This window comes from Halomonas sp. PA16-9 (genome assembly GCF_009728585.1).
Classification (GTDB): domain Bacteria; phylum Pseudomonadota; class Gammaproteobacteria; order Pseudomonadales; family Halomonadaceae; genus Vreelandella; species Vreelandella titanicae.
In genome coordinates this window covers 87,344-100,306 of record NZ_CP040452.1, presented here as the reverse complement: position 1 = coordinate 100,306, position 12,963 = coordinate 87,344, and the positions used below count along the sequence as shown (strand labels likewise).

General features: G+C 55.7%; 9 protein-coding genes, 2 tRNA genes and 3 pseudogenes. 12 read left to right on the top strand and 2 right to left on the bottom strand.

The genetic code is table 11. The features are described 5' to 3' along the window. Positions 1-104: 104 nt before the first annotated feature. The 7 genes and pseudogenes from FDY98_RS16925 (at position 105) to nadA (ending at position 6,302) form a co-directional block, all read left to right on the top strand. Positions 105-1,816, top strand: a pseudogene (locus tag FDY98_RS16925) (DEAD/DEAH box helicase). Between the two features lie 100 nt (positions 1,817-1,916). Further along, positions 1,917-2,867, top strand: a complete 951-nt coding sequence (locus tag FDY98_RS16920; protein WP_027958656.1) for a segregation and condensation protein A — start codon at positions 1,917-1,919, stop codon at positions 2,865-2,867. Continuing rightward, a pseudogene (gene scpB / locus FDY98_RS16915) lies at positions 2,864-3,715 on the top strand (SMC-Scp complex subunit ScpB). The gene FDY98_RS16920 and the pseudogene scpB overlap by 4 nt, the downstream one beginning before the upstream one ends. Further along, entirely contained in the window at positions 3,702-4,577 is an 876-nt protein-coding gene (rluB, locus tag FDY98_RS16910) for a 23S rRNA pseudouridine(2605) synthase RluB (RefSeq protein ID WP_009287431.1), read from the top strand. The pseudogene scpB and the gene rluB overlap by 14 nt, the downstream one beginning before the upstream one ends. Before the next feature lie 182 nt (positions 4,578-4,759). Beyond that, positions 4,760-4,835: transfer RNA gene (locus tag FDY98_RS16905), tRNA-Lys, on the top strand. 115 nt (positions 4,836-4,950) lie between these two features. Next, positions 4,951-5,026 (top strand) — tRNA-Lys (locus FDY98_RS16900). 247 nt (positions 5,027-5,273) lie between these two features. After that, on the top strand, positions 5,274-6,302 hold the full coding sequence (gene nadA / locus FDY98_RS16895; RefSeq protein ID WP_027958657.1) for a quinolinate synthase NadA: 1,029 nt from the start codon (positions 5,274-5,276) through the stop codon (positions 6,300-6,302). Positions 6,303-6,436: 134 nt separating this feature from the next. Here the strand turns inward: nadA and FDY98_RS16890 are convergent, their stop codons facing one another. Beyond that, the gene (locus FDY98_RS16890; protein ID WP_027958658.1) at positions 6,437-7,900 is read right to left on the bottom strand and encodes a M48 family metalloprotease; all 1,464 of its coding nucleotides are present in this window, start codon (positions 7,898-7,900) and stop codon (positions 6,437-6,439) included. A 176-nt stretch (positions 7,901-8,076) separates the two neighbouring features. On the opposite strand from FDY98_RS16890, the gene FDY98_RS16885 reads away from it, so the two are divergent. Further along, entirely contained in the window at positions 8,077-8,340 is a 264-nt protein-coding gene (locus FDY98_RS16885; protein ID WP_022522114.1) for a sulfurtransferase TusA family protein, read from the top strand. Further along, positions 8,337-9,446, top strand: a complete 1,110-nt coding sequence (locus FDY98_RS16880) for an AI-2E family transporter (RefSeq protein ID WP_009287428.1) — start codon at positions 8,337-8,339, stop codon at positions 9,444-9,446. Before FDY98_RS16885 ends, FDY98_RS16880 begins: the two co-directional genes overlap by 4 nt. Positions 9,447-9,517: 71 nt before the next feature. Here the strand turns inward: FDY98_RS16880 and FDY98_RS16875 are convergent, their stop codons facing one another. Next, the gene (locus FDY98_RS16875) at positions 9,518-9,994 is read right to left on the bottom strand and encodes a peroxiredoxin (RefSeq protein WP_022522116.1); all 477 of its coding nucleotides are present in this window, start codon (positions 9,992-9,994) and stop codon (positions 9,518-9,520) included. Between the two features lie 270 nt (positions 9,995-10,264). Here FDY98_RS16875 and dapA point away from each other — a divergent pair. The 3 genes and pseudogenes from dapA to purC all read left to right on the top strand — a co-directional run bounded on the left by dapA (position 10,265) and on the right by purC (position 12,961). Continuing rightward, positions 10,265-11,148, top strand: a pseudogene (gene dapA / locus FDY98_RS16870) (4-hydroxy-tetrahydrodipicolinate synthase). Positions 11,149-11,228: 80 nt separating this feature from the next. Next, entirely contained in the window at positions 11,229-12,212 is a 984-nt protein-coding gene (gene bamC, locus FDY98_RS16865; RefSeq protein WP_027958659.1) for an outer membrane protein assembly factor BamC, read from the top strand. A 32-nt stretch (positions 12,213-12,244) separates the two neighbouring features. Then, positions 12,245-12,961 carry a phosphoribosylaminoimidazolesuccinocarboxamide synthase gene (purC, locus tag FDY98_RS16860; RefSeq protein WP_022522119.1) on the top strand — a complete coding sequence of 239 codons (717 nt, stop codon included), beginning with the start codon at positions 12,245-12,247 and terminating at the stop codon, positions 12,959-12,961. Positions 12,962-12,963 lie beyond the last annotated feature (2 nt).

Below are 12,963 nucleotides of genomic sequence, written 5' to 3'. Positions count from 1 at the left end.
AATAGTTCAATAGCGGGCTAATTAATTTGTCGATACCTAGCTCCTCACTAGCTAACTCACCAACGCCCCAGCTTCGCCCCTATCAGCAGGAAGCGGTCAAGCGCGTGGTTGGCCATTTCCGAGCCTCAAGCGAGCCTGCGCTGGTGGTGCTGCCCACGGGCAGTGGTAAATCCCTGGTGATAGCTGAGCTAGCGCGCTTGGCCCGTGGGCGGGTATTGGTGCTGGCCCATGTGCGTGAGCTGGTGGAGCAGAACCATGCCAAGTACCAGGCTTATGGGCTTGAGGCGGATATTTTTAGCGCCGGTTTAAAGCGCAAAGAGGCGAGTCGCCAAGTGGTATTTGGCTCGGTGCAGTCGGTGGTGCGTAACCTGGAGAGCTTTAACGACGCTAATTTTACCTTGCTGGTCATCGACGAGAGCCATCGTGTATCACTCAACGAAGACGCTAGCTATCGTCAGGTGATTGAGCACCTGCGCCAGCACAATCCACAGCTTAAAATACTCGGCCTCACCGCGACGCCGTACCGTTTGGGGCAGGGGTTTATTTATTACCGCCACCATCACGGCATGGTGCGGGGCAGTGAAGAGAGTTTTTTTCGTGACTGCGTCTTCGAGCAGCCGCTGCGTCTGATGGTGAAGCAGGGCTATCTGGCTGCGCCCAAGCGCCTGGATATGGCGATTGAGGGCTATGACTTCTCCGCACTCAAACCCTCTTCAAACGGTCTGTTCCAAGAGGAAGAGCTGAATCGCGTGGTGGCGGGCAGTCGAGCGACGCCGGGCATTATCGGGCAAATCGTCGAACGTGCGGTTGATCGCCAGGGCGTGATGATTTTTGCCGCCACCGTGGCCCACGCTGAAGAAATTATCGGTTATTTACCTCGAGCAGAGGCGGCTTTAATTACCGGTGCAACACCTTCCCAAGAGCGCACTGCGCTGATCGATGCTTTTAAAGCGCGGAAACTAAAATACCTGGTGAACGTCGCGGTGCTGACCACCGGTTTCGATGCTCCCCACGTGGATTTGATCGCTATTTTGCGGCCTACCGAATCGGTGAGCCTCTACCAGCAGATGGTGGGCAGAGGGCTGCGCCTGTCGCCGGGCAAGAGCGACTGCCTGATTCTGGATTATGCCGGCAACCCCTGGGATATCTTCGCGCCGGAAGTGGGGAGCCGAAGCCCGATAGTGACAGCGAACCGGTTCAGATAGAGTGCCCCGACTGCGGTCATGCCAATCTTTACTGGGGTAAGCGCGACGGTGATTTAGTGATTGAGCACTTTGGCCGCCGCTGTCAGGGGCTAATTGAAGATGATGAAGGAAAGCGGCGCCAGTGTGAGTTTCGGTTCCGTTTTAAAGTTTGCGAGGAGTGTGGCGCCGAGAATGATATTGCCGCCCGCCGCTGCCACGGCTGCGAAAAACTACTGGTGGACGCGGATGATAAACTCAAGGACGCCCTAAAGCTGAAAGACGCCAAGGTATTGCGGGTAAGCGGTATGCAGCTGGAAGCGACCACTAACGGCCGTGGCCTGCCGCGCTTAAAAGTCACCTATCATGACGAAGATGGCACCCATCTTTCCGAGTGGTACGCGCTGGAAACCCCCGCTCAACGGCGCGCTTTTTATGCCGCCTTTCTGCGCTACCATCTGCGCGCACCGGGAGGTAAATGGCAGCCGCTAAGCGCCGAGGACGTCGTCGCCGAACAGCGCCGCCTACGCCACCCGGATTTTGTCGTAGGCCGCAAAGTGGGGCGCCATTTCCAAATCCGTGACAAGCTGTTTGACTATACTGGCCGCTACCGCAAAGCGGTGGAGGCGGGGTAGTACGCTTGTGCTTACTCTCTAATAGAGCAACGCGAATGCTAACGACTTTGCTAAACTGTTCGCTTGTGCCGATTTCCATTTTCCAAGAGAGCCGACCCGCGTGAGCGAGACGCCAAGCGTTACTGTTGATTTAGCAAGCCCTGATTCCGAACCCACCGAGCCAGTGGCAGCTTCGCTTGGGCGTCTGTTTAATGAGCCGATTACGCAAATGCCGGAGGATTTGTATATTCCCCCGGAAGCACTGCGTGTCTTTTTAGAGACCTTTGAAGGCCCGCTGGATCTGCTGCTCTATCTGATTCGCCGCCAAAACCTGGATATTCTGACCATCAACGTGGCGACCATCACCCACCAGTACATCGAGTACGTGGAGCTGATGAAGGCCATGGAGATCGAGCTGGCGGGGGAATACCTGTTGATGGCCGCTATGCTGGCTGAGATCAAGTCGCGCACTTTGTTGCCCCGCCCGCCGAAGGCTGAGGGCGATGACGAGGAGGATCCCCGCGCTGAGCTTATCCGCCGTCTGCAAGAGTACGAACGCCTTAAAGAGGCAGCAGAGACGCTGGACACATTACCGCGTATGGGGCGTGACTGGTTCAGCGTGCAGGCGGGCTTACCGCCACTGGAATCCCGTGTGATTCACCCCGAGGTGGAATTGGATGAATTGCTCAGCGCGCTCTCCGATATCCTCAAGCGTGCCGAGCTGGTGCAGGCCCACCAGATCAGCCGCGAGGTTCTCTCTACCCGCGAGCGCATGCTCAAGATCATGGAGCAGCTAAGTTACGACGACGCCCATCAGCGCTATACCCCCTTTGAAGCGCTATTTACTTTAGAGGAGGGGCGCGCAGGCGTGGTGGTCACGTTTATGGCGATTCTTGAGCTGGCCAAAGAAGCCATGATTGAAATTGTCCAAAATGCGCCGCTGTCGCCAATTCACGTGCGCGCGCGACGCGCTGCCCTTGCTGACGGCGAGGAGAGCGCTTTTGATGAGGGCGAGATAGAAGATGATGCCTATGGCGAGTCCGCTTTTGAACCTGACGAGGAGGCGCCATGAGTAACACCGTCACCGCGTTAGATGACATTGTTTTAGATGATATTGTTGAAGCCGCACTGCTGGCCGCTGGCGAACCCTTGCCCCTTGAGCGGTTGGAGACACTCTTTCTTGAGGGCGAATGCCCCCCGCGCAAAGAGCTTCGTGACGTCCTGGAACGTTTGCAGCAGCGACATTCTGGCGGTGCACTGGAGCTCCTGGAAACGGTCTCAGGCTACCAACTGCGCATTCGTCCGCGGCTTTCCCAGTGGGTGTCGCGGTTATGGGATGAACGCCCCCAGCGCTACTCGCGGGCGCTGCTGGAGACACTGGCATTAATTGCCTATCGGCAGCCGGTTACTCGTGGGGACATTGAGGAAGTGCGCGGTGTCAGCGTGAGTAGTTCCATTATGCGCACCTTGGCTGAGCGCGGCTGGATTCGGGTGGTCGGTCATCGTGATGTGCCTGGCCGACCAGCGGTATACGCCACCACACGCAGCTTTTTAGACGATTTTGGGTAAAAAACCCTCGATGCATTGCCGCCCATGCACACCCTGGCAAGCTGGGATGAAAACGAGATATCTGAAGAACCGGGGATGACGATGGATACTGACATTCAGGAAGAAAATGGCCCCGGTACAGACCATGAAGCACTGGACGAAACGATCAAAACGGTGCAGGATGCGCCACCTCAGAAAGAACAGATAACCTCGGCTGAGATAGCCGACACGCACGCCGAGACGGCGTTAACCCAGCCGCTGAGTTTTGCCGACCTACAGGCTCGGCTCGCGGCACGTGCCAAGCGCCAACAAGATGAGCGCGAAAGCACGGAGACTACCGATGTGAGGTCAGACGACCATGAGTCAGAGTAATAACACCACGCCCCCCACCAGCGAAAAGCTGCAAAAAGTCTTGGCCCGTGCAGGCCTTGGCTCGCGTCGTGAGATGGAAACGGCGATTTCCGCCGGCCGTGTTAAAGTGAATAGCCAGGTGGCTAAGCTGGGCGACCGCGTTGAAGCGCGGGATAAAGTCAGTTTTGATGACCGTCCGGTGGCATTGCGCCCAGAAGAAGAAGTGCCACGCCGGGTGATTATGTATAACAAGCCGGAAGGCGAGCTATGCACCCGTAAGGATCCAGAAGGTCGCCGCACGGTGTTTGACCGCTTGCCGCGCCTGAAAGGCGAACGTTGGATTGCGATCGGTCGCCTGGATATCAACACCAGTGGTTTGCTGCTGTTCACTACCGACGGTGAGCTGGCCAACCGTTTGATGCACCCCTCTACCCAGGTGGAGCGCGAGTACGCGGTTCGCGTGATGGGTGAAGTGAAGCGCGAGCATATCCTGGCCATGGTCGATGGGGTCATGCTTGAAGATGGCCCGGCGCGCTTTACCGATGTTCAGGAGTTTGGTGGCGAAGGCATCAACACCTGGTTCCACGTGGTGATTCTCGAAGGGCGCAACCGTGAAGTGCGTCGTCTTTGGGAATCCCAGGCGCTGACGGTTAGTCGTCTTAAACGCGTGCGCTACGGCAATATCTTCCTCGATAAGCGGGCGAAAGCCGGCGAATGGGTCGAACTTACCCAGGATGAGGTGGATGACTTAGCCACGCTGGCTAACTTGGAAACACGTAAAGTGCCCGCGTTGACACCGGATGAGAAGAATCGCTGGAACCGCGATAAGCACAAGCGTAAGCCGGTACAGGCACTGCGCAAACCGAAAAGCAAGGCTCGCTAAGCGCGGCTTGCAGAGCCCGTTGAACCGCTTGGTGCTCAGTCGTTAGCGGTTAGGCTGATAAGCGTGCCTGTCAGCATTGAGTGACGCCAGCGGGCACGCAAATGGTTCATTATTGTAGAGTGAAAGCGAAAAAACGCTTGCTATCAATAAGGTGTAAGCGTAGGATATGCATCCGTTCAGGCGGGTCGTTAGCTCAGTTGGTAGAGCAGTTGACTTTTAATCAATTGGTCGCAGGTTCGAATCCTGCACGACCCACCATTCAAACGACTGATCAGTTTGAATAAAGTCAGTTTGAATGCAGTGGTGAACGTTTAAAGTATGTGTAGTAACAGTATGTGTAGTAACGCTGGAAAGTGATCAGCACAGCAAGTTTGGGTCGTTAGCTCAGTTGGTAGAGCAGTTGACTTTTAATCAATTGGTCGCAGGTTCGAATCCTGCACGACCCACCAAATTCAACGCCCCTGGCAGTTTAGCTGCCAGGGGCGTTTTGCTATGTGTGACAATCTGTTTGCAGTCAAACGCTATTTCCCGCCAAAATGGTTTAGAATAAATCTGTCTAGAATAGATTTTAAGCGATGGCCATCGCGAGAGACGCAGCGGCTCATCGCTCCAACGAGCGGTGCATGTGCAAGACGCACTGCGCCGTAGCCCAGTGTTTAACAGGGGGATTCCCTGTTCGTCACAGTGGTAGACACAATGACTATTATGACTACTCAAGCGAAGCTTGAGGCCCCGCTACCCACAGCCTACTGCCCGACCCGCATTCCGGCGGAAGATCAGGCACGGGTTGAAGAGATCAAACGACTGTTGAAGGCCCATAACGCCGTTTTGGTCGCACACTACTACACCGATGATGCCATTCAGCAACTGGCGGAAGAGACCGGTGGCTGTGTCGCTGACTCGCTGGAGATGGCACGCTTTGGTGCTCGCCACGAAGCCACCACGCTGGTCGTCGCCGGTGTCCGCTTTATGGGCGAAACCGCCAAGATCCTTTCGCCTGAAAAACGCGTGCTGATGCCCACCTTGGAAGCCACCTGCTCGCTGGATATTGGCTGCCCCGCCGATGAGTTCAGCGCCTTCTGTGATGCCCATCCTGACCGCACCGTAGTGGTGTATGCCAACACCTCTGCAGCCGTTAAGGCGCGGGCAGACTGGGTGGTGACTTCGTCGATTGCAGTCGAGGTGATTGAGCACCTGCAGGCCAAAGGCGAGAAAATTCTCTGGGCGCCCGATAAGCATTTGGGCGGCTATATCCAGAACAAAACCGGCGCCGATATGCTGATGTGGGACGGCGCCTGTATCGTTCATGAAGAGTTTAAGGCCAAGGGCGTTGAAGATCTGAAGCGCATCTATCCAGATGCCGCAGTACTGGTGCATCCCGAATCGCCTGAGCCAGTAGTGAAGCTGGCGGACGTGGCAGGCTCCACCTCGCAGTTGATCAAGGCCGCGAAAGAGCTGCCCAACGATAAGCTGATCGTGGCAACTGATCGTGGCATCTTCTTCAAGATGCAGCAGGCAGTGCCGGATAAAACGCTGTTTGAAGCGCCGACGGCAGGCAACGGCGCCACTTGTCGTAGCTGTGCACACTGCCCCTGGATGGCCATGAACGCGCTGGATAATCTAGCCGGTGCGTTGCGTGAGGGAAGTGGAGAAATTCAGGTGGATGAAGCGCTGCGTCTGCAGGCTTTAAAGCCCCTTGAGCGCATGCTTAACTTCAATGCATGAATTGAAGGTCATAGCTTGAAGGTTATAGCTTGAAGGCCATAACTTAAGACTTAGCCAGTTAAAAGCTTACAGCGCCCATGATGTCTAACGCATGGGCGCTTTTTCATGCTTCAGGATATCGACTCTTCTGGGCCTTAACTAAAATCATCCAGCGCTTCGCGATACTCAATGAAATCCTCGCGGCGCTGCTCGATTCTTGCCAGCGCCTGCTGATCATTTTCCCGCTCAGCAGCATCCCGAGCGATAGAAAGTTGGCGAATGCCGCGATCGACGCGGCCGGTCAGTTGAAGATACTCTGCGCGGGCTAAGTGCCCCCAGCTATCATGCCCACTGCGCCCGGCGGCTTCGGCCAGCAGGTTAAAGACCTGCGGGGTTTCCAGGTTTTGGGAAGTGATGTCGCGCAGCAGGTCATAGGCCGCCTGCGGGTCGCGCTGCAGCTGTGCTTCGGCCAAGATTAGTTGGGCAGGTAGGTAGTTGGGCATAAAACGTAGCAATTGCTGACTGCGCTGAATGGCCTGATCGTAGCGGCCAGCTTCCAGGGCGACGCTAGCCGAAGAGGCGGGCAGCATGGCAAAGTCGGGATGCTCGTTGGCAAGCCTATCCAGTTGCTCCAGGGCGCTATCGGTTTGGCCGTTGCGAGCATCGATCAGTGCCGCTAAGTAGTCCTGAGCGGCTTGTTCGGCGCCTTCCTGAGCAAGGCGCGAAGCAGCTTGCTGTGGCGTATTAGTGTAAATGCTTAGCAGCGCTCGGGCGCGCATCATGTCGTAGAGGGTGTCGCTGGTATATGCATCGGCAACATTGAGCTGGGCGGCGCGGGCTTGCGCGGCGCTTAAACGATTGTCGGTGACCGGGTGGGTCAGCAGGAACTCGGGTGGGGTATCGCCCTGAAGGCGCGCCATACGCTGCATGGCTGAGAACATGCGCACCATTGCCTCGGGGTCATAGCCTGCATCGGCCATGGCCTGAAGGCCGATGTTATCGGCTTCCTGTTCAAACAGCCGTGAGTAGCTGAGCTGATCCTGGATCAGCGCCGCCTGTGAGCCCATGGCGGCCGCCATTCCAGCGTCGCCGCCGCCACTGGCGGCAATCAGCATACCTGCCAGCATGGCTGCCATGGCGGGCAGTTGGGTCTGAGCCGCGCGGGCACTGCCTCGGGCATAGTGGCGTTGAGAGAGGTGGCCCAGTTCGTGAGCTAGCACCGAGACAAAGGCGCCTTCATCTTCGGCAAACGCGAAAAGTCCTGAATTGATCCCTACTACGCCGCCAGGGACGGCAAAGGCGTTCAATGAAGCGTTATCGACCATGACGGTGATCGTGCGCAGACCGTTAATATCACTATGCGGGGCCAGCCGGGCAATCAGGCTTTGCAGATAATCATTGGTTATGGGGTCTTGCCACTGGGGGGCTTGGGCACGAAACTGGCGCAACCAGGCGCGGCCCAAGCGGTACTCTTCGTTGCTGACAGAGGTAGACGCCGCCCCTAAGCTCGGCAAGCCGTAATCGCTGGAGGCAATGCTTGGTGGGCTAAACAGTAGGCTGCCACAGGCACAAGCAAACGCACATATCCAGCCTGGGTAAGCGATACGAAGGGTTGGCATGGCATCCTCATAAATAATGAATAAGTACAGTGGTCAGGGTATGGCATTGGTGAAGAGTGTGACATTGATAAACACAGGGAAGTGCCGTTAAATCGACTGCCTAGTGAAATCAATCGCTAAAAAGATAGTTTATGTAACAATGCCGTGAGTATGTAGGTCATTTTGAGGGAGTGTATATGTCTGAGCAATCCGAGGGCTTTCAACCCGACACGGTGCTTGACGCTTGCGGGCTGCATTGCCCGCTGCCTTTGCTGAAGGCTAAGCAGGCCTTGGCAGGTTTGGCGGCTGGTCAGTTACTGGAAGTGCGTTCCACCGATGCGGGTTCGTGGCGTGATATGGCGTCGTTTACCGACCAAAGTGCACATACGCTGGAAGGTCGTGAGCAGCGCGACGAGGTGTATGTTTATTGGATTAGAAAAGCTGGGGATGCGCACTCATGACCCTGCGCACGATTTTAAAAAGCTGGGTTGAACGCTATTTCTCGGATGAGGAGGCGCTGATCCTGCTGATAGTACTGGTGGCGGGCTTTGCCGCGATTATCTGGTTTGGACGCATGCTGGCGCCGTTTTTTACTGCACTGGTGATTGCGTTTCTTTTGCAAGGCGTAGTGAGTGCGTTTACCCGGCGAGGGGTACCGCACCTACTAGCGGTCATCCTGGTCTTTTTGGCCTTTATCAGCGTGCTGCTCACCCTGGCGTTTATTCTGATGCCGTTGATCTGGAATCAGCTAGTGGGGCTGGTGCAAGAGACACCGCGGATGTTCGCCAGTGGCCAGGGCTGGTTGGATGAACTGCAGGCGCGCTACCCGAATATTATTACGCCGGACCAGATGCAAAGCTGGATAGGCGTGGCGAGCCGCGAGATTAGCCAGCTAGGCCAGCGCGCCTTAACGCTTTCGCTGGCTTCGCTCGGCAATATTATGTCGCTGATTATCTACCTGGTACTGGTGCCGATTCTGGTGTTCTTTATGCTCAAGGATCGCGACGTGTTGGTCGGTTTTATTCTTTCGCTGCTGCCTCAAAAGCGTACGCTGCTATCGCGTATTTGGCGCGAAATGGACGATCAGATTGCCAACTATATCCGCGGCAAATTTATTGAAATCATCATCGTTGGCACCGTGGCGTTCTTTACCTTTGCGTTCTTTGGCTTACCGTATACAGCGCTGCTAGCGGTGTTGGTCGGCCTTTCGGTGTTAGTGCCTTATATCGGTGCTGCGGTGGCTACACTACCGGTCGCCGCGGTAGCGGGGTTCTATTTTGGTCTTAGTGAAGATTTTGTCTATGTGCTGGTGGCTTATGGCGTGATTCAAGCCCTGGATGGCAACGTATTGGCACCGGTATTGTTCTCTGAGACCAATAATATTCATCCGGTTTCGATTATTGTGGCGGTACTGTTCTTCGGTGGGATTTGGGGCTTCTGGGGGATCTTCTTTGCGATTCCCTTGGCAACACTGCTCAAGGCATTGATTTACGCCTGGCCACGTAGCATGCATGAGCGGGAGGAGCGTCGGAGTATACCAGCCACGGCTAGCCAGGAAGCCGAATAGCGCTCACCCACTGCCCGCGCAAGTGAATCAGTACGGGCAGTGGGCTGAACTGAAATAGAGCCCTGGTTGAGTTAGTTGGAAGCGTTCAGCTTTTCAGCCGCAGCAAGTACTTCTTCCGCGTGGCCAGGTACTTTAACGCCGCGCCATTCGTTGGCTAGCTTGCCCTCCTTATCAATCAGGAAGGTGCTGCGTTCGATGCCCAGGTGCTCCTTGCCGTACATTTTCTTGAGCTTGATAACATCAAATAGCGTGCAGATGTTTTCGTCTTTATCTGAAATAAGGTCGAAATTAAAATCCTGTTTGGCCTTAAAATTCTCCTGGGCGCGCAAGCCATCTCGAGAAACACCAAGAATGACCGTATTAGCGGCATCGAAGGCGGGTTTGCGGTCACGGAAGTCACCGCCCTCGGTGGTGCAGCCAGGTGTACTGGCTTTGGGATAAAAGTATATGACCACTTGTTTGCCACGCATTTCCGACAGTGTCACGGTGGTATCACCCGTGGCAGTGGCGGAGAAGTCAGCAACGGGTTGACCAATTTCAACAGGCATAAGGCATCCTTTTAAGGGTGGGTGTTAATATTGCTTGTTACGCGTGATTACACGTAAGCCAGCGGCCGTTGTCAAAGCTCAAAACAGGGTGACGACAAACTCACACCGCTTTACGCTGTACAGGCTCGAATCGCCTGAGTACCATTTGGCCTCTGTGCGGTGTCGGCGCTTGATGCAAAATAGCGTGATCGCGCTCGGTTTTGAAAAAAACTCTCGTATTCAAAAACACAGATAGTTGATATCACAATTTGGCTGGTGAGGAATAAACGGATGATCACAGGCAGCATCGTCGCCCTGGCGACGCCTATGAAGGTCAATGGCGACATCGACTGGGAGGCGCTTCGTCGTCTGGTGAACTTCCATCTCGAAAATGGCACCGATGCCATTGTCGCCGCTGGCACCACGGGCGAACCGACTACCATGTCGTTTGCGGAGCACTTTGACGTGATTCGCAGCGTGGTGGAAGAGGTCAATGGCCGTATACCGGTTATAGCCGGTACCGGCTCGAACAACACCACCGAAGCAGTGGAGTTGACCCGCTACGCGAAAGAGGTGGGGGCAGATTACTGTCTGACGGTGGCTCCCTACTACAACAAGCCTACTCAGGAAGGCCTGTTTCAGCACTTCAAGGCCACAGCCGAGGCCAGCGACCTGCCGGTTATTCTTTACAATGTGCCTGGTCGCACCTGCTCGGATATCTACAACGAGACCGTGTTACGCCTGGCCGAAGTCGATAATATTATCGGTTTAAAAGACGCCACGGGGAACCTGGAGCGTGCGGAAGATCTAATCACTCGCCTGAAGGGCAGTGGTTTTATGCTCTACTCCGGTGATGATGCGACCGCCTGCGACTTTATGTTGATGGGTGGTCATGGGGATATCTCCGTCACCGCCAACGTTGCCCCCGGGCGATGCATGAGCTTTGCTCGGCAGCGGTGGCCGGCGACTCCGATAAGGCGCACCAGATTAATACGCTTTTGATGCCGCTGCATACCAACCTGGGTATAGAGTCGAACCCTATTCCAGTGAAGTGGGCGCTGAACCGTATGGGGTACGCGGATGCGGGTATTCGCTTACCGCTAACCTGGCTGTCGGAAAAGTACCACGCCACGGTGAGCGAAGCGCTGCAGTTGGCGGGTGTCGTAGAGGAGTAGTCCGACGCAATACCCTTTGCTACCCAGCTGCTTACCGTTGAGCTGGGTACCCGAATTGTTGACTTAAGTTAAGTGGCTTGATGAGCTCTGTGCTTGAAATACGTGCGCTTAAATGGGTTCCGCTGGCACTCGCAGCGGCTGTCGCGCTTTCTGGTTGTGCGCGGGATGGTTTTTACCACGACCGTAATTTGGATTACACCGAGGCCGCTCCAGCGCCGCCTTTGGTGCTGCCAGAGACCCGCAACACCCAGCGCTATCGCGATGCGCTGCCGGTTCCTCAAGCCGCCACCCAAGGTGCACGGCTTGACGAAGCAGCAGAGATTCGCCCGCCACAGTCATTGGCGATTGGCAGTGGGATGGAACCTGAGTATGTCGAGCGTCGCGAAGTGGGCGATCAAACCTGGCTAGTAGTGGCCGCCGACACCGGTACGGTCTGGCCGCAGTTGGAAGAGTTTGTACGTAGTCGTCAGTTGGAGGTGCTGCAGAGCAGTGCTTCTCAGGGCGTTATCGTCACGCCCCAGGCGGAAATTCGCCTGCAAAGTGCACTACGCGCAGGCAGTAGCGAAGTTCGCTGCGAACGCGGCGGGCAAACCATGGCGAGCTGCCTCGATGCGTTAGAGAGCCATTTAAGCGCGCGCAGTGCATCTGCCAGTGTCTCTTCTTCCTGGACCGCTCAGCGCCTCACCGGTGAGCAAACGCTGCAAATCCGCCAGCAGGACGACGAGTGGGAAGTGGTGATCCCGCAGCCGGTCGATCGGGTATGGGCAGAGTTGAACCACTATCTTGAGCTGGATTTTGCTCAGGAAGGTCAGCGTGATTTGCTGGCCGTCGACCCTGCCAGTCATGAGTTTATGGTTGAGTACATGACTGAAACCGAGCGCAACCGCAACCCGTTGCAAATCGTCTTCAGCCCGGATGTGCGCAAAATGTCCCAGCAGATTCGTCTTGCCCTGCAGCCTAACGGCGACCAGACGATTCTGCGTGCCATCAATGCCAGCGAGCGGGCATTCAGCGCCGATGATCAGCGCGAGCTGCTTGAGCGTGTCTCCGGCTATTTACGTTAATTTGTTGATCCTTGACCCCTTACGGAGCCCCCATGGAAAAGCGCCAAGAACTCTACGCCGGTAAGGCGAAATCTGTGTACACCACCGACGATCCGGATTTGTTGGTGCTCAATTTTCGTGATGACACCAGCGCCTTCGATGGCAAAAAAGTCGAGTCGCTGGCCCGCAAGGGAATGGTCAATAACATCTTTAACGCCTTCATTATGGAGCGGCTGCAGGAAGCGGGCATCCCCACCCACTTTGAAAAACAGCTCTCCAACACTGAGAGTCTGGTCAAAAAGATGCAGATGATCCCGGTGGAGTGTGTGGTGCGCAATATCGCTGCGGGTGGGTTGGTAAAACGTCTCGGCGTTGAAGAGGGGATTGCACTGACGCCACCCACCTTCGAGTTGTTTCTGAAGAACGACGAGAAGGGCGACCCGATGATCAATGAGTCGCTGGCGGAGACTTTCGGTTGGGCAACGCCTGAGCAGTTAGCCAAGATGAAGGTGCTGACCTTCAAGGTTAACCATATCCTCAAAGCGCTGTTTGCTGAGGGCGATATGCTACTGGTGGATTACAAACTTGAGTTTGGTGTATTCAAAGGCGAGGTGGTGCTGGGGGATGAGTTCTCTCCGGATGGTTGCCGTCTTTGGGACGCCAACACCCGTGAGAAGCTCGATAAAGACCGCTTCCGTCAGGGGTTGGGCGGTGTGATTGAGGCGTATGAGGAAGTTGGCCGCCGTTTGGGCATTACCTTTCCTGCTTAAGC